The organism is Nonomuraea marmarensis (assembly GCF_043197025.1).
In the GTDB taxonomy this organism is placed as follows: domain Bacteria; phylum Actinomycetota; class Actinomycetes; order Streptosporangiales; family Streptosporangiaceae; genus Nonomuraea; species Nonomuraea marmarensis.
Genome location: NZ_JBICRM010000027.1, coordinates 66,828 through 86,186, shown reverse-complemented (window position 1 = coordinate 86,186; position 19,359 = coordinate 66,828). Strand labels below are relative to the sequence as shown.

The 19,359-nt window shown below is 69.8% G+C and carries 21 protein-coding genes; 13 read left to right on the top strand and 8 right to left on the bottom strand.

What is annotated here, in order from left to right:
* Positions 1–86: 86 nt before the first annotated feature.
* From deoC to ACFLIM_RS34660, 4 genes are read left to right on the top strand one after another with little or no spacing between them, the layout of a single operon-like run.
* Entirely contained in the window at positions 87–1,016 is a 930-nt protein-coding gene (deoC, locus tag ACFLIM_RS34675) for a deoxyribose-phosphate aldolase (RefSeq protein ID WP_393172594.1), read from the top strand.
* Positions 1,016–2,443 (top strand): aldehyde dehydrogenase family protein, encoded by a 1,428-nt coding sequence (locus ACFLIM_RS34670; protein ID WP_393172593.1) that lies wholly within the window; start codon positions 1,016–1,018, stop codon positions 2,441–2,443. The genes deoC and ACFLIM_RS34670 overlap by 1 nt, the downstream gene beginning before the upstream one ends.
* Positions 2,436–2,630, top strand: coding sequence for a hypothetical protein (locus ACFLIM_RS34665; RefSeq protein WP_393172640.1), 195 nt, complete (start codon positions 2,436–2,438; stop codon positions 2,628–2,630). Before ACFLIM_RS34670 ends, ACFLIM_RS34665 begins: the two co-directional genes overlap by 8 nt.
* A complete protein-coding gene (locus ACFLIM_RS34660) occupies positions 2,569–3,468 on the top strand; it encodes an aldehyde dehydrogenase family protein (RefSeq protein ID WP_393172592.1) in 900 nt (299 codons plus the stop codon). The genes ACFLIM_RS34665 and ACFLIM_RS34660 overlap by 62 nt, the downstream gene beginning before the upstream one ends.
* A gap of 4 nt (positions 3,469–3,472) precedes the next feature.
* On the opposite strand, the gene ACFLIM_RS34655 is transcribed toward ACFLIM_RS34660, so the two are convergent.
* The 5 genes from ACFLIM_RS34655 to ACFLIM_RS34635 all read right to left on the bottom strand — a co-directional run bounded on the left by ACFLIM_RS34655 (position 3,473) and on the right by ACFLIM_RS34635 (position 9,147).
* Positions 3,473–4,051: a BBE domain-containing protein gene (locus ACFLIM_RS34655; protein WP_393172591.1), complete on the bottom strand. Its 579-nt coding sequence runs from the start codon at positions 4,049–4,051 to the stop codon at positions 3,473–3,475.
* A gap of 49 nt (positions 4,052–4,100) precedes the next feature.
* On the bottom strand, positions 4,101–5,540 hold the full coding sequence (locus ACFLIM_RS34650) for an amidase (protein WP_393172590.1): 1,440 nt from the start codon (positions 5,538–5,540) through the stop codon (positions 4,101–4,103).
* 88 nt (positions 5,541–5,628) lie between these two features.
* On the bottom strand, positions 5,629–6,309 hold the full coding sequence (locus ACFLIM_RS34645; protein WP_393172589.1) for a hypothetical protein: 681 nt from the start codon (positions 6,307–6,309) through the stop codon (positions 5,629–5,631).
* Complete coding sequence (hrpB, locus tag ACFLIM_RS34640) at positions 6,306–8,771, bottom strand: ATP-dependent helicase HrpB (protein ID WP_393172588.1); 2,466 nt, start codon at positions 8,769–8,771, stop codon at positions 6,306–6,308. Before hrpB ends, ACFLIM_RS34645 begins: the two co-directional genes overlap by 4 nt.
* 40 nt (positions 8,772–8,811) lie before the next feature.
* The gene (locus tag ACFLIM_RS34635) at positions 8,812–9,147 is read right to left on the bottom strand and encodes an ArsR/SmtB family transcription factor (RefSeq protein ID WP_393172587.1); all 336 of its coding nucleotides are present in this window, start codon (positions 9,145–9,147) and stop codon (positions 8,812–8,814) included.
* Positions 9,148–9,237: 90 nt separating this feature from the next.
* Here ACFLIM_RS34635 and ACFLIM_RS34630 point away from each other — a divergent pair, with 90 nt between their 5' ends.
* Positions 9,238–10,386: an MFS transporter gene (locus ACFLIM_RS34630; RefSeq protein WP_393172586.1), complete on the top strand. Its 1,149-nt coding sequence runs from the start codon at positions 9,238–9,240 to the stop codon at positions 10,384–10,386.
* Here the strand turns inward: ACFLIM_RS34630 and ACFLIM_RS34625 are convergent.
* Entirely contained in the window at positions 10,338–10,949 is a 612-nt protein-coding gene (locus tag ACFLIM_RS34625; RefSeq protein ID WP_393172585.1) for a TetR/AcrR family transcriptional regulator, read from the bottom strand. The two genes, ACFLIM_RS34630 and ACFLIM_RS34625, sit on opposite strands and share 49 nt — an antisense overlap.
* 73 nt (positions 10,950–11,022) lie before the next feature.
* Between ACFLIM_RS34625 and ACFLIM_RS34620 the strand changes: the two genes are divergently transcribed.
* Both ACFLIM_RS34620 and ACFLIM_RS34615 read left to right on the top strand, forming a co-directional pair.
* Positions 11,023–11,988, top strand: a complete 966-nt coding sequence (locus ACFLIM_RS34620) for a hypothetical protein (protein WP_393172584.1) — start codon at positions 11,023–11,025, stop codon at positions 11,986–11,988.
* A gap of 123 nt (positions 11,989–12,111) precedes the next feature.
* Positions 12,112–12,792 (top strand): hypothetical protein, encoded by a 681-nt coding sequence (locus ACFLIM_RS34615; protein ID WP_393172583.1) that lies wholly within the window; start codon positions 12,112–12,114, stop codon positions 12,790–12,792.
* Here ACFLIM_RS34615 and ACFLIM_RS34610 read toward each other — a convergent pair.
* Positions 12,784–13,614, bottom strand: a complete 831-nt coding sequence (locus ACFLIM_RS34610; protein WP_393172582.1) for an undecaprenyl-diphosphate phosphatase — start codon at positions 13,612–13,614, stop codon at positions 12,784–12,786. The two genes, ACFLIM_RS34615 and ACFLIM_RS34610, sit on opposite strands and share 9 nt — an antisense overlap.
* A gap of 137 nt (positions 13,615–13,751) precedes the next feature.
* The gene (locus ACFLIM_RS34605; protein ID WP_393172581.1) at positions 13,752–14,552 is read right to left on the bottom strand and encodes an NmrA family NAD(P)-binding protein; all 801 of its coding nucleotides are present in this window, start codon (positions 14,550–14,552) and stop codon (positions 13,752–13,754) included.
* A 75-nt stretch (positions 14,553–14,627) separates the two neighbouring features.
* Here ACFLIM_RS34605 and ACFLIM_RS34600 point away from each other — a divergent pair, with 75 nt between their 5' ends.
* From ACFLIM_RS34600 to ACFLIM_RS34575, 6 genes are all read left to right on the top strand, one after another.
* On the top strand, positions 14,628–15,539 hold the full coding sequence (locus ACFLIM_RS34600) for an AraC family transcriptional regulator (RefSeq protein ID WP_393172580.1): 912 nt from the start codon (positions 14,628–14,630) through the stop codon (positions 15,537–15,539).
* Complete coding sequence (locus tag ACFLIM_RS34595) at positions 15,536–16,042, top strand: HAD domain-containing protein (protein ID WP_393172579.1); 507 nt, start codon at positions 15,536–15,538, stop codon at positions 16,040–16,042. Before ACFLIM_RS34600 ends, ACFLIM_RS34595 begins: the two co-directional genes overlap by 4 nt.
* Before the next feature lie 62 nt (positions 16,043–16,104).
* Positions 16,105–16,299, top strand: coding sequence for a PspC domain-containing protein (locus ACFLIM_RS34590; protein ID WP_375114816.1), 195 nt, complete (start codon positions 16,105–16,107; stop codon positions 16,297–16,299).
* Between the two features lie 222 nt (positions 16,300–16,521).
* A complete protein-coding gene (locus tag ACFLIM_RS34585) occupies positions 16,522–17,256 on the top strand; it encodes a maleylpyruvate isomerase family mycothiol-dependent enzyme (protein WP_393172578.1) in 735 nt (244 codons plus the stop codon).
* A gap of 82 nt (positions 17,257–17,338) precedes the next feature.
* On the top strand, positions 17,339–18,592 hold the full coding sequence (locus ACFLIM_RS34580; RefSeq protein WP_393172577.1) for an AAA family ATPase: 1,254 nt from the start codon (positions 17,339–17,341) through the stop codon (positions 18,590–18,592).
* The gene (locus ACFLIM_RS34575) at positions 18,592–19,305 is read left to right on the top strand and encodes an RloB family protein (protein WP_393172576.1); all 714 of its coding nucleotides are present in this window, start codon (positions 18,592–18,594) and stop codon (positions 19,303–19,305) included. Before ACFLIM_RS34580 ends, ACFLIM_RS34575 begins: the two co-directional genes overlap by 1 nt.
* Positions 19,306–19,359: the final 54 nt, after the last annotated feature.

Sequence of the window (19,359 nt, the reverse complement as noted above, 5' to 3'; positions counted from 1 at the left end):
TATACCTAGGCGCTGGTCGAGACCCTCCTAAGGCGCCCGGTTTGGAGGTCGAGGCCCTGGTCGGCGATGCTGTGTTGGTGTCAACTGTGACTAGCTCGCTCGCGGACGTCGCCTCGTCCGACGCGGCGTTGCGAGCATTCCTGCATGGCCTGCCGGGAGTCGACCGGGTGGGCGCGGACCAGCGGGCGGCGGTGCTCGGCACCCGTTCGATCAAGACGACGGCCAAGGCGGCGGCGATCGACCTGGCCATCTCGATGGTGGACCTGACGACCCTGGAAGGGGCCGACACGACCGGTAAGGTGCGCGCGATGTGCACCAAGGCCGTGCATCCCGGTGGCGGCGCGCCCAAGGTGGCGGCCGTGTGCGTCTATCCCGACCTGGTGGCGGTGGCCGTCGAGGCGCTGAGGGGGTCCGGGGTCAAGGTCGCCTCGGTGGCGACCGCGTTTCCGAGCGGCCGCACCTCGGTGGAAGTCAAGCTGAGCGACACCGCCCTGGCGGTGGCGGCCGGCGCCGACGAGATCGACATGGTGATCGATCGGGGCGCGTTCCTGTCGGGGCACTACATGAAGGTGTTCGAGGAGATCGTCGCGGTGAAGGCCGCCTGCGGGCAGGCCCATCTGAAGGTGATCCTGGAGACGGGCGAGCTGGCCACCTACGACAACGTGCGGCGGGCGTCCTGGCTGGCGATGCTGGCGGGCGCCGACTTCATCAAGACCTCCACCGGCAAGGTGTCCCCGGCGGCCACGCTGCCGGTGACGCTGGTGATGCTGGAGGCGGTGCGCGACTTCCGCGACCGGACCGGGCGGCAGGTCGGCGTGAAGCCCGCGGGCGGCATCCGCACCACGAAGGACGCGATCAAGAACCTCGTCCTGGTCAACGAGACGGCCGGTGACGACTGGCTGACGCCCGACTGGTTCCGGCTGGGCGCGTCCTCGGTGCTGAACGATCTGCTGATGCAGCGGCAGAAGCTGGCCACCGGCCGGTACGCCGGTCCCGACTACTTCACCCTGGACTGATGATGGCGATCTTCGAGTACGCCCCCGCACCCGAGTCCCGCGACATCGTCGACCTCGCTCCGTCGTATGGGTTGTTCATCAACGGCGAATTCGTGGACGGCTCTGGGCCCGGATTTAAGACGATAAATCCGGCGACCGAGGAGACCCTCGCCGAGATCGCCACCGCCACGTCCGATGACGTGGACCGCGCGGTGCAGGCGGCGCGTAAGGCGTTCGGAGTGTGGAGCGGCCTGCCGGGCAGCGAGCGGGCCAAATATCTGTTCCGGATCGCCCGGATCATCCAGGAACGCGGCCGGGAGCTGGCCGTTCTGGAGTCTCTCGACAACGGCAAGCCGATCCGGGAGTCGCGCGATGTGGACGTGCCGCTGGTGGCGGCACACTTCTTCTACTACGCGGGCTGGGCGGACAAGCTGGCCCATGCCGGGTTCGGGACGAAGCCGCTGGGGGTCGCCGGGCAGGTGATCCCGTGGAACTTCCCGCTGCTGATGCTGGCCTGGAAGATCGCCCCGGCGTTGGCCTGCGGGAACACGGTGGTGCTCAAGCCGGCCGAGACGACCCCGTTGACCGCGCTGCTGTTCGCCGACATCTGCCGCCAGGCCGACCTGCCGCCCGGGGTGGTGAACATCGTCACCGGCGCGGGGGAGACCGGCGCGGCGGTGGTGGCGCATCCCGACGTGGACAAGGTGGCCTTCACCGGCTCCACCGAGGTCGGCCGGATCATCGCCAGGACGGTGGCGGGCACCGGCAAGAAGCTCACCCTGGAGCTGGGCGGCAAGGCGGCCAACATCGTGTTCGACGACGCCGCCCTCGACCAGGCGGTGGAGGGCATCGTCAACGGCATCTTCTTCAACCAGGGCCACGTGTGCTGCGCTGGATCGCGGCTCCTGGTGCAGGAGTCCATCCAGGAGGAGCTGCTGGAGGCGCTGCGCAGGCGGCTGGGCACGCTCAGGCTGGGTGATCCGCTGGACAAGAACACCGACATCGGGGCGATCAACTCGGCCGAGCAGCTCGCCAAGATTCGCGAAATGTCGGACATCGGGGAGAGCGAGGGCGCCGAGCGGTGGTCCCCTGCCTGCGAGCTGCCGACCAGGGGGTTCTGGTTCCCGCCGACCCTCTTCACCGGGGTGGCGCAGTCGCACCGCATCGCCCGGGACGAGATCTTCGGCCCGGTGTTGTCGGTGCTGACCTTCCGCACCCCGGCAGAGGCGGTGGAGAAGGCCAACAACACCCCGTACGGGTTGTCGGCAGGGATCTGGACCGAGAAGGGCTCGCGCATCCTGTGGATGGCCGACAAGCTCAGGGCCGGAGTGGTGTGGGCCAACACGTTCAACAAGTTCGACCCGGCCAGCCCCTTCGGCGGCTACAAGGAATCCGGGTACGGCCGCGAAGGCGGATTGCACGGGTTGGAGGCGTACCTCGATGTGTGAGCATCGCCGGGCCCGCCGGGGGAAACGGCGGGCGCAGGCCACTCGCGGCCACGCCTTCGCCCGGGCCGGACGGCCCGTACGCACCGGGTGGTACGCCCACCGCTGCGGCGTGAGCCGGTGCGGGCATGTCTTCGTGCCGGTCGAGCTGTCGGAGGAGTCCACGTGGAGAGGGCGGGGCGATGAGTAGGTTGTCCGTCAGAAAGACCTACAAGCTGTACATCGGCGGGGCGTTCCCGCGCTCTGAGAGTGGGAGGTCCTACCCCGTGACCTCGCCCAAGGGCGAATTCCTGGCCAACGCCTCGTGGGCGTCCCGCAAGGACGTCCGCGACGCCGTGGTGGCCGCGCGCAAGGCGTTCCCCGGCTGGTCGGGCGCCACCCCGTACAACAGGGGGCAGGTCGTCTACCGCGTGGCCGAGATGCTGGAGGGGCGGCGCGGGCAGTTCGCCGAGGAGTTGGGCGGCGGCAAGCGGGCGGCGCTGGAGCAGGTGGACGCCACGGTCGATCGGCTGGTCTGGTACGCGGGGTGGTCCGACAAGATCGCTGCCGTGCGCGGGACGGCCAATCCGGTGGCGGGGCCGTACTTCAACCTGTCGTCGCCCGAGCCGACCGGCGTGGTGGCCGTGGTGGCGCCCGCCGATCCGCTGCTCGGGCTGGTGTCCGTGGTCGCGCCGGTGATCGTGACCGGCAACACCTGTGTCGTGGTCGCCTCCGAGCCCTCGCCGCTCGCCTCGATCACGCTGGCCGAGGTGCTGGCGACCTCCGACCTGCCCGGCGGCGTGGTCAACGTGCTCACCGGGCGGCAGGCCGAGCTCGCTCCCTGGCTGGCGGCGCACATGGACGTCAACGGGATCGACCTGACCGGGGTCGGGGACGCCGACCTGGCGGTGCGGTGCGAGCAGGAGGCGGCGGAGAACCTCAAGCGCGTCCTGCGCCCCTCCCCGGAGGACTGGGCGGCCGAACCGGGGACCGGCCGGATGACGCGGTTCCTGGAGACCAAGACCGTCTGGCATCCGGTCGGCGTCTGAGTCCTCAGGCCGGCGGAATGTTGTGGTTCAGGCGGAAGGTGTGCGCGGGGTCCCATCGGGCCTTGAGGGTGGCCAGGCGCTGGTAGTCCTCGGGCTCGTAGGCCCTGCGCACCTCCTCCGGGGTGGCGTTCTCGCCGTACAGGAAGTTGAGCGCGCGGCCGCCGGTGGACCAGGGGGTCAGCGCCTGCCTGACCCGGTCGTGCGCCGCGCGTAGGGCCCGCGTGTCCGTGCCCGGGGCCAGGCCGGGGGACAACACGCCCGCGAAGTAGAGGGCGTCCCTGTTGCCGACCGAGTTGGGGGACCCGTGCGGCTTCGACAACGCGCCGCCGAGGTGGCGGACCTCGACCACGTGGTCGCCCGCGTCGAGCAGCGCGTCCAGCGACTCCGGCGGCAGCTCGCGCAGCAGGGAGTGCGTCGCGAAGTACCCGGCCGGGTGCTTCGGATCGTTGTGGATGGCGTCCGACGCGGTGTAGGGCAGCACGCCCACCGTGTCCACCAGTCGGGGGCCGATCGCGCGCAAGGGACGCAACAGCTGCTCGCCCTCCTCGGTCTCGCCGGTGAAGGCGATGCGGACATGGGCCACCGTACGACCGCGGAACGGGGCGGGCACCTTGGCGCGGCGCTCTGCTGGCTCAGAACGAGAAGCCGGGCGGCCGGAGCGGCGGGTGGGCGGACTGGAGTTGGGCGGCCAGGCCGAGGAGGTGGGGTTCGCCGCCGGGCGGGGCGATGAGCTGGACGCCGATGGGCATCGCGCTGGAGTGCGTGGCCATGGGGACGGTGATCGCGGGCCAGCCGCACAGGTTCCAGGGGCCGGCGGCGGGGGCGTACCTGATGTTGGCCAGGGCGTTGCGGAGGAAGCCGCGCTCGCCCCAGCGGTCGGCTCTGGGCGGGATGGCGGCCAGGGCGGGCGTGATCAGCACATCGGCGTCGCCGAACCACTGGTCGGCGCCGTAGGCGCGCCAGCGTTCCCGGCCGCGGGCGCCGCCCAGCCTGAGCGCGCCGAGCACCCTGCCCGCGCGGGCGAGCGCGCGGGTGCGGCGTTCGAGCCGGCGCCGGTCCAGGCCGTGCACCGAGGCCGCCGCCCTGGTGAGCCAGGTGGCGACCGTGGCGGGGCCGAGCCAGACGGGCATGCGGCCGTGCTCGACGACCGTGTGCCCGGCCACCCGCAACGTCTCCGCCGCCCCGCGCACCGCAGCCTGGAACTCCCGGTCCATGGGCAGTCCCGCGGGCAGCGGCTGGGGGGCGTAGGCCACCCGCAGGTCGAACGGCTCCGGGCTGTCGGGAGGCGGTTGCGCCTCCCACACCTCGTCGTCGTCCGCCCAGACCGAGCGCAACATGGGCGACCGCGGCTCGACCCGCCTGCCGCCGCGCCACGCCTGCGCCAGCGCCGGGTCCGCGGCCAGTACGGACAGCGCCAGCGACAGGTCGGACGCGGTCGTGGCCAGCGGGCCGTTCTCGGCGAGCGTGTCCCAGTCGTCGGTCGGCGCGGGCACCAGCCCGGTGCCCGGTTTGATGGCCAGCACGCCGCAGCAGGCCGCCGGGATGCGCAACGAGCCCAGACCGTCGTTGCCGAGCGCGATCGGCACCATGCCCGCCGCCACGGCCGCGGCGCTGCCCGACGACGAGCCGCCGGGCGTGCGCGACGGGTTCCAGGGGTTGCGGACGATACCGTACGCGCTGTCGCCGAACGCGACGAGCCCCAGCTCGGGCAGGTTGGTCAGGCCGACGACCACCGCGCCCGCCGCCCGCAGGCGCGCCACCGTCTCGTGGTCTTTAGGCGCGGGTACGTCCGCCGTGACAGCGGAGCCGCCGCGCGTGGATTCGCCCGCGACCTCCAGGTTGTCCTTCACCGCCACCGGCACCCCGGCGAGCGGCAGCTCCGCCAGGTCCCGCCGCTTCTGCACGGCCTCCGCCTCGTCCACGGCCTGCTCTCTGACCAGCCGGAACGCCCCTATCTTGGAATCCCGCTCCGAGATGGCGTGAAGGTGCTCCTCGACGACGGCCGCGGCCGTGACCTCGCCCTGCCGGACGGCCGTCGCGATCTCGATAGCGGACCTGCCTGCCCACAACATGTCTAGAGTGTGCAGCTTTTCACTCTTCGTTGCGAGCATTGATCGCTGGATAGGTTGGAACGTGTGAACGGACCGTCGCTGGACGATCTCATGGCTTGAGCCACACGCGGAGCGGGCCGATCGTGGTGAAGCCGTGCTTCATGGCGTCTTCCGGGTCTGTCTCGTAGCCGACCAGCGGGCGGCCCGGGAACAGGTCCGCCGCCAAGGCCAGGGTGCCGGACCAGGCGGCGTCGATGTCGCAGCCCGAGGCGTAGACGTTGGAGACGCCGACGACCCGGCCGCTCGCGTTGAGCGCCGACCCGCACACGATGTCGCCCTCGATCCGGCCGCACAACAACTTCGCCTCGGCGAGCAGCCCCGGCAGGAACAGGTCCGTCACTCCTCCGGCGAAGCACGCCTGCTCCCAGTCCCGCAACGTGGCCGCGTCGTCCACGACCTCCCACGCGATCGGGTCGCCCGTGGCCGCCGCCCCCGGTGTTCCCCCTGGGGTGGGGTGGTAGATCCACTCGGCCTCGAACAGCACGTCGAAGCCCGGCAGGTCGAGCGCGGCGAAGCTGTCCTTGACCGAGGCGCCTGAGCCCTGGTCGATGTGGTCGAGCACGTCGGCGGCCGTCGCCTCGGGGGAGAGGGTGACGGCGTCCGGGTAGAGGAGCGGGGTTCTGGTGGGGTTGGTCCAGGCTCGGCCGGTGAACGTGCCCGGTGCTTGATGCGTGCGGCACACCAGGTCGCACCACTCGGCGTTGTTGCGGGCCGCCTCCCTGATCGTCACTTTCGGCTCCGCTTCACGCGGCGGGTTGGTGACGCGGTGAGGGGATCCTCCGGCCAGGGGTGCTTGGGGTAGCGGCCGCGTAGTTCCGCGCGTACGGAACGGTAGCCGTCGCGCCAGAACGACGCCAGGTCCGCGGTCACGGCCACCGGGCGGCCCGCGGGGGAGAGCAGATGCACCAGTACGGGTACGCCGGCGATCTCCGGCGTCTCCTCCCAGCCGAACAACTCCTGCAGCTTCACCGCCAGCACTGGCTGCTCGCCTGCGTAGTCCACGCGGATGTGGGAGCCGCTCGGGACCTCGATGCGTTCGGGGGCGGTCTGGTCCAGGCGTTCGCTCCACGGGATCAGGCGTTTGAGTGCGGAGGCCACGTCGATGCGTTCCAGGTCGGCTCGGCGGCGGGCTCTGGACAACTCGGGCTCCAGCCACTGGTCGGCCAGGTCGATGAGCGAGTCCATCGGGGGCCAGGGGGCGCCGATGGCGCGGTGGCAGAAGGCCAGGCGGTCTCTGAGGTCCTTGGCCTGTTTCGTCCAGGTCAGGACCTCCTCTGTGCGCAGGCCGTACAGGATGGCCTCGCGGACGTCGGCGTTCTTGAGCGGGGTGGCGGACAGCTCGATAGCGCCGAGGCGCTCGACCGTGCGGGCGGACACGTCGCCGCGGCGCTCGCCCGGCGGGACGCGCCAGGTGATCTCGTGCTCTCTTGTGGTGGGGTGGGCCAGTCTGGCGGTGTCCTCGTCTATGACGACGGCCTGCCTGATGCGGGCCGAGGCCAAGCCTGCTTGCCGGTCGGCGATCGCGATGGCCAGCCATTGCGCGGTCTGCAGCTTGGAGCCCTCGGCGAGTTGGGCCTGGGTGCCGGAGGCCATCAGGAAGCCGCCACCCCGCCGCCGCGCCACCCGCTCGGGAAACGCCAGCGCCACGGCCAGCCCGGCCAGGGCGTCGTCCGGTGCGTCTCGCCCGCTCACCTGGGCCGGTGCTCGGTGCGGCGTCTCAGGCGTGGTTTCTTCGCGGGCCTGGGTGGCGGCTTTTCGCAGGCGGTTGCTTTCCTGGCGCCAGCGGGCGGCGAAGCCGGTGCCGCCGCGTCTGGCCGTGCGCCAGACCTCCACCAGATCGTCGGTCGCGTCGCGCGGTAGTTGCTCCGACAGGAGAGCCACCACCTCGGCGGCTCTTGGGCCGAGGTCGAGCAGTGTCCTGGCCAGGCGAGGATGCACGCCCGCGAGCACCATCCGCCGCCCGCGGCCCGTCACCCGCTGGGACTCGAGCGCGCCGAGTGCCTCCAAGGTGCGGGTGGCGGCGGACATCGCGGCGTCCGGTGGCGGGTCCAGGAGGGCCAGGCCCGCGGCGTCGGGCACGCCCCAGCAGGCCGCCTGCAACGCGAACCCCGTCAGGTCCGCGAGCACGATCTCGGGCCGGGCGTGGTCGGCGAGGCGTTCGTGGTCGGCCGCCGACCAGCAGCGGTAGACCGTGCCCTCGGCTTCCCGGCCCGCCCGGCCCGCGCGCTGGCCGGCCGACGCCTTCGAGACCCTGACCGTGGTGAGGGAGCCGAGGCCGCGGGCATGGTCGGTACGCGGCTCGCGCGCCAAGCCCGAGTCGACCACCACCCGGACCCCGGGGACGGTCAGGCTGGACTCGGCGACCGACGTGGCCAGCACCACCCTACGGGTCGAGCCGGGTGCCAGGACGGCGTCCTGGACGTGGGCCGGGGCCTGGCCGTGGACCTGGAGGATCTCCACCCCGCTCAGCAGGCCCGCCACCCTGGCGATCTCGCCCACGCCTGGGAGGAAGCACAACACGTCGCCGTCGTGTTCCGCCAGCGCCCGGCGTACCACTGAGGCCACGTGGGACAGCAGCGCGGGATCGACGCGGAGGCCGTGCGGCGGGGTGATCGGGCCTGCGGGCGGGGCCCAGACCGTTTCGACGGGATGCGTCGCGCCCGTCGCCGCCACGATCGGGCCGCCGAGCAGGCGGGACCACTGCGCCGCGTCGGCGGTCGCGGAGGTGGCGAGGAGGCGCAGGTCGGGGCGGAGCGTGTCGCGTACGTCCAGGAGGAACGCGAGTGCCGTGTCCGCGTCCAGGTGGCGTTCGTGGCACTCGTCGAGCATGACCGCGTCCACCCCGGCCAGCTCCTGGTCCCGCTGGAGACGTTGCAGGAGCACGCCCGTCGTGACCACCTCGACCATGGGATTCGCGCCCTTGTGGCGCTCGCCGCGGATCGTGTAGCTCACTCCCATACGCCGGGCCGCCGCGCGTACGGCCAGCCGCCGCGGCTCGGCCACCAGCACCCGCATCCCCGTCTCGGCCAGGGCCAGCGGCACGACCGTCGTCTTGCCCGTGCCGGGCGGGGCGGTCAGCACCACCGTGCCGTGCCGGTCGAGCACAGCGAGCAGCTCGGGCAGGACGTGCCGGATGGGCAGGGCGTCCTCAGGCATGGTGGCCGGCTTGGGCATGGCAGGTGGCTTGGGCATCGTGGGTGGGTGGCGCGTCAGGGTCGGATGTGGCGGCGGGTCAGGCGCGGGCGGCGGCTGCGGGAGCCGCGTGCGCGGCCGACAGGACCGAGTCGAGGAGGCCCGGGAAGCGGGTGTCGAGGTCGTCGCGGCGAAGCCTGATGTACACGAGCCTGCCCGCCTGCTTGGAGACGATCACCCCAGCCTCCCGGAGTGTCCGGTAGTGGTGTGACGCGGTCGACTTGTGCACGCCGAGGTCGTCGCCGGCGTCGGTGCACGTCATCTCGCCCGCCACGGACAGCCGGGCGACGATCTCCAGGCGTACGGGATCGGCCAGTGCCCGCAGCACCTCCGTGAGCTCGATGTCCTCCGTGGCCGGGTGAGGTAGCAGGCGCATGAGTGAAAGCCTACCTCCGTCTTATTGTTTGACAACGATCCAACTATAAGACAGTTTGATGAGCATCCAACTTTTGACGCTGGAGGTTCCATGAGTGCGCGGCTCTATCCGCTGGCTGTCGGAAATTTCGCGATCGGTACGGGCATGTTCGTGACGGCTGGGCTGTTGCCGCCTATTTCCACGGATCTGGGGATCTCCACGTCCGCGGCCGGGCAGCTCATGACCGTGTTCGCGCTGGCGTACGCCGTGTTGTCGCCCCTGCTCGCCGCCCTGACCGCGCGCCTGTCGCGCAAGACGCTGTTGTTGCTCGCTCTGGCCGTGTTCGTCGTGGGCAACGTGTTAACCGCGCTCGCTCCGACGTACCCGCTGGTGTTGGCCACCCGAGTGATAGCGGCGGCGGGGGCGGCCATGTTCACGCCGACCGCCTCGGGCGTGGCGAACGCGCTGACCGCGCCCGAGCGCCGCGGGCGCGCGCTGGCGCTGGTGATGGGCGGGTTGAGCGTGTCGTCGGCGCTCGGCGTGCCGCTGGGCACCTGGCTGGGCTCGGTGTCGGGGTGGCGGTCGACGATCTGGCTGGTCGTGGGGCTGGGTGTGGTTGGGTTCGCCGGGGTCGCGGCCGTGGTGCCGGAGGTACGGATGCCGATGTCGGGGCGGCTGCGGGAGCGGTTCGCGCCGCTGGGTGACCGGCGGGTGCTGGTGGTGCTGGTGACGCAGTTGCTGATGTTCGGGGGCGGGTTCACCGCGTACACCTACATCGGGTCGCTGTTCGACCTGCCACTGCCTGCCGTCCTGTGGGCCTGGGGGATCGGCGGCATCGTCGGCAACCAGCTCGGCGGGCGTTTCACCGACTTGTACGGGCCGCGCAGGATGGTGCTGATCGGCTTGACCGCGGCCACCGTGTTCATGGCCCTCATCCCCGTCGCGAACCTGTCGTTGCCCATCGCGCTGGTGTGGGCGTTCCTGTGGGGCGGGCTCGGCTGGCTGGTGGCGCCCGCCCAGCAGTTCAGGACCGTCGCCGCGTTGCCCGACAATGTGCCGGTCGGCCTGGGCCTGCTGGCGTCCGCGCAGTACGTCGGCCTGTTCGTGGCCGGGCTCGCCGGTGGCCTGGCGCTCGACTCGTATGGCAGGGCGGGCGTGGTCGTGTTGTCCACCGGGCTCGGGCTGGCGGCGCTGGTGTTCACCCTGGCCACCTACCGCGGCGCGGCGATCTCCGCCAAGGAGAGCGTGCCCGTCAGGTAGCGCTGGAGGTTGGGCGCGACCACGGCCGCGACCAGGTGGGCCGGCATCGAGGCCAGCGGGTCCACCTTGAGCACGTAGCGCAGCAGGGCCACGCCGAGCAGCTGCGAGGCCGCGAGCAGGGCGCGGGTCTCGGCGTGGTCGCCTGACAGGCGCCGGGCGATCGGGCCGAGCAGCTCCCTGCGCATCAGCTCCTTCAGCAGGTCGGCCGCCGCCGGGGTGGCGGCGGCCGCGTGCAGCACGGCCGCCATCCGCTGGCCGTGCACCGGGTCCTCCCAGATCTCCAGATATCTCCTGGAGAGCCGTTCCCCGAGGTGCTCCTCGCCGCCTTCGACCGCCTCGACCATCAGCGCGACCGGCATGCTGCCCTTGATCGCCGCCTCGAACAGGCCGTCCTTGTTGCCGAAGAAGTGCATCACCAGCGCCGGATCGACACCCGCCTCGCGGGCCACGCCCCTGATCGTCGTGCCCCCGTAGCCCTGCGTGAGGAACGATGCGATCGCCGCCTGCAGGATGAGGCTCTTGGTCTGCGGGGTGCCCGGGCGCCTGCCACGTTCTTCGGTCATGGGGCTATTCAACCACGTGGAATTCATCTACCTTTGAATTCAACATCGATGAAGTCATCAGGTGGTGAAAAAGATGGGCAAGATCATCGGCCTCGTGGTCGGGGTCACCCTGCTGGGGATGCTCTTCGCCGGGTCGTTCCTCGGCGCGTTCCACCAGCCGGAGCCGCACGGCGTACCCATTGCCGTCGTCGCGCCCGGGGAGCAGGTCAAGCAGTTGCAGGCGGGCATCGACCAGCGGAAGGCGGGGGCGTTCTCGCTGAGCGAGTACACCTCGTTAGACGTGGCGCGCTCGGCGCTGCTCGACAGGGAGGTGGACGCGGTCCTCGTTCCGCAGGAGGGCAAGCTCGTCGTGGCGAGTGCGGGCGGGCGTACCGGGGCGACCGTCATCACGGCCGCCTTCCAGGCGGCCGCCCAGGCACAGGGGCGTCCGCTCCAGGTGGAGGACGCGGTGCCGCTGCCGCCCGGCGACTCGGGCGGCATTTCCGGCATGTTCTATGTGCTCAGCGTGGTCCTGCCGGGCATCGCGATGGCCGTGCTGCTGTTCCAGGTCGCACCCGGGCTCGGGCTGGCCGGACGGCTCGGCGTGCTGGTGGCGGGGGCGCTGGTCGCGGGCACGGGGAACGCCTGGCTGGCCGACACCGTCTTCGGGGCGCTGCCGGGCCGGTTCGGCTGGCTGGTGCTGGTGTCGGCGGGCATCTCGCTGGCCGTCGGGCTGGTGGTGGCCGGGCTGGTCAAGGTCGTGGGCACGCCGGGGGTGGGGTTGGCGGTGCTGTTGTTCATCCCGATCGGGCTGCCCGCCAGCGGCGGGCCGCTCGGCGCCCGGTACATCCCCGAGTGGTACGCCGTCGTCGGGCAGTTCCTCCCGATCGGACCGGCCGCCGAGGCGGTGCGGAACACGGTCTTCTTCGACGGCGCGGCCCTGTGGACGCCGCTGGGGATCCTGGCTTTGTGGGGGCTGCTTGGTCTCGTGCTGCTCGCCCTGCCGGGCCGCCGAGCGCAGCCCGCTCCCGCTGCGCCGCGGGTGCCGGTAGCGGTGTGACCCCTTGGCGCGGCCGGGCTCACGGGCTCGCCGCGCCTGCCGATCTTCTCAACCTGGCAGGTGATCCCCGATCGGCCCGCAGGCGGACGACGGGCGGCACCCGCGGCTCATACGGTCGGCGGCATGTTGAACAACCAGGTGAAATTTCGCCGCGTCACGGCAGGCGTCCTGCTGATCGTGGCCCCGCTGCTCCAAGCCGTCGCCGTCGTCGTGGACCCCGGAACCTGGGGTGACGACAGGGAGGCGGTCAGCTTCGGCGACAATCCCGCGCTCGCCCAGGCCCAGTCCGCGCTCTACCACTGGAGCTGGCTGCTCATGGCCATCGCCGTGCTCGGCCTCGTGCACCTGACCAGGCGCCGGGCCACGAGGCTCGGCCACGTGGCGGGCGGCATGTCCATGATCGGGTACATCTCCATGTCCGGCCTGCTGCTCATCGACCCCGTGGAGTGGTGGCTGGGCCAGCACAACCCGCCCGAGCAGGCACAGAAGCTCCTCGACGAGATCCTGAACCTGCCGGGAGTCGTGTTCGGCTTCCAGATGCCGTGGATCTTCCTCGGGTGGCTCGGGCTGCCCCTGCTCACGGTCGCCGTCTGGCGGGCGGGGTTCGTGGGCTGGTGGGTGCCGCTGCTCGTCGCCGGTGGCTACCTCGGGTCCTTCGCGATCGAGTACGGCCCCGCGACCGTGCTCTTCTGGGGCGTCCCCGCCGTCGCCCTGGGCTGGACCGGGCTGAAGGTCCTGCGCATGGGCGACGAGGCGTGGGCCGCGTATTACCCGGCTCGCGACAGGGAGCCCGTGTCAGCCTAGGGCCGGGATCCAGCCCGCGGTGACCGCGAGGATGACGAAGAACCCGAGGATGATCCGGTAGATCACGAAGCTGGTGAAGCGGTGGGTGCTGATGTATCGCAGGAACCAGGCCACAGCCAGGTAGCCGACGATGAACGAGATGATCGTGGCCAGGATCGTGGGCCCCCACGCGGGGGCCGGGCCCTCGCCGATCTGGCGCAGCTCCAGCAGGCCCGACGCCAGCACGGCGGGAATCGCCAGCAGGAACGAGTATTTGGCGGCGTCCTCCCGGCGGTAGTCGAGCAGCAGGCCCGCGGTCACGGTGCCGCCGGAGCGGGACACGCCGGGGATCAGGGCGAGCGCCTGGGCGAAGCCGTACACGATGGCGTGGGTGAAGCTCAGGTGCTTTTCCAGCGAGAGCTTGTTGCGGGCGGTGCGGTCGGCGAACCACAGGATGCAGGCGAAGACGATCAACGTGGTGCCGACCAGCCGCAGGTCGCGGAAGACGGTCTCGATCTGGTCCTTCAGCACCAGGCCGAGCACGCCGATGGGCAGGGAGCCGGCGATGATGTACCACCCCATGCGGGCGGCCCAGTTGCCGCGCAGCTCCTTGATGAACAGGGAGCGGGTCCAGGTGGAGACGATCTCCCAGAGCTCCTTGCGGAAGTAGATCACCACGGCGGTCTCCGTGCCGAGCTGGATGACCGCCGTGAACGCCGCCCCCGGATCCTGCCAACCGGCGAAAGCGGAGACCACCCGGATGTGGGCGCTGGAGGAGATCGGCAGGAACTCCGTGAGCCCCTGGATCAACCCCAGAACCACCGCTTCTAGCCAGCCGATCACGACTACACCTTCCGAGAACGCGGGAGTGACGAGGGTGAGGCTAGCGGAAAACGAGGGCCGAGCAGTTGTTCGCGTAGGGCGTTGAGTTGATGGAGTGCGAGTCGAGCGCTGGTCTTGGATCGCGCCAAGGTCGTTGGTCAGGAGGTCCAGACCTTGGCGTTGGCCCTGGCGAAGCCGGCGAAGTCGCGGGCGGGCCGGCCGAGCGCCTGCCGCACCCCGTCGCTCAGGTGGGTGTTGCGGCCGTCGAGGATCTCGGTGAACATCGCCGCCAGGCCCTCCGCCTCCTCCTGGGGCATGCCCTGCGCGACGGCCGCGGCCACGTATTCGTCGGGGGTCACCGTGAGGCTCGTGATCTGCCTGCCGGTGGCCTTGGACAGCTCTTCCGCCGCTTCGGCGAACGTCAGCAGCCTCGGCCCGGTCAGCTCGTACAGCTTGCCCGCGTGGCCCTCCTTGCTGAGCGCGGCGACGGCCACGTCGGCGATGTCGTCCACGTCCACGAACGGCTCGGGCACGTCGGCAGCGGGGATCGCGATGACGCCGCCGAGCACCTGGTCCAGGAGGAAGCCCTCGCTGAAGTTCTGCATGAACCAGCTGCAGCGGACGACCGTCCACTCCAGACCCGACTCCTCGACCGTGCGCTCGCTCGCCTGCGCCTCCGGCTCGCCCCTGCCGGACAGCAGGACCAGCCGCCGCACGCCGCTGCGGACGGCGAGTTCGGTGAACGCCTTGATGTCGTCGTACGCGCCGGGCAGGGCCAGGTCGGGGTAGTAGGAGAGGTAGACGGCCGTGACGCCGTCGAGGGCTTCCGGCCACGTGGATCGGTCGTGCCAGTCGAAGGCGGGGCGCGATCCCACTCGTACGGGCAGGTTGAGCGCAGTGAGTCGGTCAGCGATACGACGGCCGGTCTTTCCCGTGCCGCCCAACACCAGAATCATCATGTATCTAGTAAGTCGCCATACCCATAAGACTCTCCATGGTTGAGAAGCGCATTCCCATATGCGATCGTCTAACCCATGGACCAGCTCGCGGCGCTACTCGACGGCCCGCGCGCTCGCGGTGCCTTCCTGCTCCGCTCGATCCTGGATCCGCCCTGGTCACTGCGCATCCAGGACGAGGCCCCGCTGTCGGTCACGGCTCTGGTGCGCGGCGAAGCGTGGGTGGTGCTCGACGAAGGTGATCCCGTACGCCTTTCGCCGGGGGAGGTCTCGATCAACCGGGGGCCGGAGCCGTACACGGTGGCCTCCGACCCCGGCACGAAGCCGCAGATCGTGATTCACCCCGGCCAGCACTGCACCACGCTCGACGGTGCATCCCTCTACCAGGCCATGGACCTGGGGGTGCGTACCTGGGGTAACAACCCGGACGGCGGCACGGTGCTGCTCACCGGCACCTACAACTTCGAGGGCGAGATCAGCAGGCGGCTGCTCGAAGCGCTGCCCACGATGATCGTGCGGCCCGGCGACCCGCTCATCTCGCTGCTCGGGGCCGAGATCGTCAAGGACGAGCCGGGGCAGGAGGCGGTCCTCGACCGGCTGCTCGACCTGCTGCTCATCGCGGTCCTGCGGTCGTGGTTCGCGACGCACGAGGCGCCTTCGTGGTACCGCGCCATGAGCGACCCGGTGGTGGGCAAGGCCATGCGTCTCATGCAGCACAACCCGGCTCACCCGTGGACGGTCGCCACCCTGGCTCTTGAGGTGGGCGTCTCCAGGGCGTCGCTGGCCAGGCGCTTCACCGAACGGGTCGGGGAGCCGCCGATGGCCTTCCTCACCGACTGGCGGCTGGCGCTGGCCGCCGACCTGCTGCGCGAGCCGGACGCCACGATCGGCTCGGTGGCCAGAAAGGTCGGGTACGGCAGCCCGTTCGCGCTCAGCACGGCCTTCAAACGCGTACGCGGCATCAGCCCGCAGGAACACCGGACCGGATGAAACCGCTGCTGCTGATCGACGTGGACGGCGTGCTCAACCCGATGGGACGACCTACCCCGGACTTCAGGCCCTACCGCTGCACGATCGGTGACGAGCTCTACACCGTGCACCTCAACCCCCGGCACGGCCGCAGGCTCCTCGACCTCGCGCTGGTCACGGGGTCCGAGCTGGTGTGGGCGACCACGTGGGAGCAGCACGCCAACGAGTGGATCGCACCCAGGATCGGGCTGCCGTCGTTGCCGGTGATCCCCATGAGCCCGGACGTGCCGAGCGAGTACGGGGAGATGTTCAAGACCCCGCACGTGGCTGCCTACGCGGGGCGGCGGCCGTTCGTGTGGTTCGACGACCAGGTGTGGGCGGAGGACGAGGAGTATCTCAGGGTGCGTCAGGGTCTGGATGACTTCCTGCTCATCCACGTGGACCCGAGACAGGGACTGACCAGCCGACATCTGGGCATGGCACATGAATGGCTGACCCTTACAGGGTTTTCTCAGGGTTCCTGACGGGAGTCATGCGGCCTGGCCGCCCGTTCTACAGGTAGGTCGTAACCACACGGAGGAACAGCATGTACCGCTCACGAGAGCACAGGATCCTGGCCGGCGTCTGCGGCGGTCTCGCCGACAAGATGGGCCTGCCGCCTACGCTCGTACGGATCCTCTGGCTGCTCCTGTCGCTCATTCCCGGACCGCTCTGGGTCGTCTACGTCGTCATGTGGATCCTCATCCCGGAGGAGCCGAAGGGCTACCGTACGGCGGCGTAGGGCCCCGGGCACAAGAGGACTTCGCATGGGGCGCCTCGCGAATGGGAGCTCAGCCGCTCTCATCCAGGCGCCTCCGGCGCACCTCTCGCGCCTTCTGACGTGGATGTTGGCGAGCTTGGTCCTGGCCGGCTCGGTTCCCCTGGCGATCTCCCTCAAGGGCACATCTCATTGGTGAGCCACCACGATCCGCACCGTCCGAATATTGTTCGGTACGGTGGTGTGGTGACGGATATCTTCGATGATCTGGCCGCGGAATATCGCCAACTGGATGCGGTATTGGAGTCGCTGACCCCGGATCAGTGGTCCCGGCCCTCCGAGGCCGCCGGGTGGAGCGTCTCCGATGTCGTTCTACATCTCACCCAGTCCGAAGAAACGATCATCGGTGGGTCTCTCAAGGAGGGGAAGGCCCTGCTTTCCTCTGCCGAGACCACCGTGGACGGGCTGGCCGAGGAGATGGTCGCCGCTGAGCGCGGGATGTCGCCGGCCGATCTGCTGGCGCGATGGCGTAAAGCCGCCTTCGCCACTCCCGACGCACTTCGCGCCTATCCTGCGGGTACGCGGCTTTCTTGGGTGAGGACTCCGCTGTCGCCGCGGACGCTGGCCACGACCAGGCTCGCCGAGCATTGGGCGCATGCCCAGGACATCACCGTCGCGTTGGGCATTCCCTACCCCGACACGGCCCGGCTCCGCCATGTGGCCTGGCTGGCCCACCGTACGCTGCCCTATGCCTTCGCCGTCGCCGGGCTCGAGGCTGTGCCGGTCTTCTGCGATCTCATCGCACCGGACGGAACCCGCTGGACCTTCGGCGATCCGGCCGCCCCGGCCCGGATCACCGGGTTGGCCGCGGAGTTCTGCCGGGTCGGCGCCCGCCGCCTCACGCCCGAGCAGACCGGCCTCACCACCGAAGGGCCGCACGCCGCCGACGCGCTTCGCATCGTCCGCAACTACGCCGCCTGACGCCCCGCACCCAAGGCTCTGTGTAGATAACTTGCATGATTAGCCTTAAGGTGGATCAAGAACCTGGATAAGGGGGCCTGTGATGTTGCTTCGCTTCAGAGGCGCCAATCATAGATCATTTCGGGACGAGTTCGAGGTCTGGCTGGCCGCCAGCAAGTTCAACCAGGCGGCACGGCGTCCTGCTGGTCTCGCCGAGGACCCTGAGCTGGCTTACCTGCCAACGACCGCGATCTACGGCTCGAACGCTTCGGGCAAGTCGAACGTCCTGCACGCCATCCGCTGGATGCGGCAGGCCGTTCTCAACTCCGTCCATGGCTGGTCCACCCTCGACGGTGTTCCTCGTGAGCCGTACGAACTCGCCCCGGTGGCCCGTGCGGACACCTCGCTCTTCGAGGTCGACATCGTTCTCGACGGTGACCGATACGTCTACGGCTTCGAGGTCTCCGACCAGCGGATCGAGACCGAGTGGCTGCACGCCTACCCGGGCGGGCAGGCCCGCAGGCAGGTCTGGTTCGAGCGCGACGCCGACTCTGACGATCTGTTCGCCTTTCCTGGCGAGGGGCTGAAGGGGTCGAAGGAAAGTCTTGTCTCTCAGACGCGTCCCAACGCACTCTTCCTGACGGTCGCGGCGGCCTTCAACCAGCCCTATCTCAAGCCCATCCATGACTGGTTCAAGCACAACCTCTGGTGGATCAGCCCTGGCCGCGACTTCGAGGAGCGGCAGAGTTTCACCCGCGAGATGCTCGACGACCCTCGGCAGCGGGATCGGATCATCGGGCTTCTCAAAGTCGCGGACCTAGGTGTCATCGGAACCGAGATCGACAGTTTGACCGGCGAACTCCGGCTGCTGCACCAAGGGCCCAACGGTCCTGTTGCGTTGAGCTATGAACGGCAGGAATCCATGGGGACCCGATCGTGGTTCGCCTTCATCGGCCCCCTCCTCACTGCCCTCGACCGAGGGGCGGCCCTCCTCGTTGACGAACTCGACACCAGCCTGCATCCCCTGTTCGCCGCCGACGTCATCCGGCTCTTCCAGGATCCGGCGGCCAACCCGAACAACGCGCAACTGGTGTGCACGGTCCACGACGTGAGCCTGCTGGGCCGTACGCACATCTTCCAGCCTCTGGAACGCGACCAGGTGCGCATCACCGTCAAGAACCCTGACGGCATATCTGAGATCTATCCGCTGACCGATGCCCGTCCTCGCAAGACCGAGGCTCTCGATCGTAACTACCTGGCGGGTGCGTACGGTGGTGTGCCAACGCTGACGGTCGGCGAGATAGCCGAGACGCTTACCGGGCCGCTCGCGGAGCCTGAGACGGAGGTGTCCGCCTGATGGCCAAACGCGGGGTGCCCGGTGGAGACTCGGCTCCGCATCCAGGGCTGGGCGGCCCCAGGAAGAACAAAGTCCTGTTCGTCGTCTGCGAGGGGCAGACCGAGCGGAGCTACTTTCATCATCTGAACCATGGTTACGGCGCGGAGCACAACTTTCAGATCCAACTCACCCCGCGCAAGGTCACTGAGGGGCAGCAGTTCAACGGCTACAAACCCGCCCGTGCGGTCCGAGAGGCGATCCGGCTCAAGAAGGTCACGAAGGGGATCAAGAACGCCGAGTTCTGGGCGGTCTTCGACCGTGATGAGCACGAGGACATTTACCAGGCGTTTCGCCTTGCCCGTGAGAACGGGATCAACGTTGCCTTCTCCCATCCGCACTTCGAACTCTGGCTCTGGCTCCACTTCGCCGCCGGCGCGCCCGGTCGGCTCGGTGGAGACCGCACGCTGATCCCAGCGAAACTCCGGAGAACAAAGGAGTTCGGAGACTTCGAAAAGCTCGTCGAGCCTCATCACTTCGAGGAGCTGGTTAGGGACGGCCAGCAGGCGAAAGCAGTCAAGCTGGCCCAAGGTCTCGTGGCCGACTGCCCGAGCGGGCGCTGTGCCCCGGCATCAGAGCCGGGCGTGTCTGGTCACGCCCGCAACTGCGATATTCTCCTGCGCGACCCGTCCACCGACATCTACCTGATCCTCGAGGTTCTCGGGATCGTCTCATAACCGGGAACCCGGCTCGCGTCGCGTTCATACCGCGTGCGATCCCATCCGGGACGC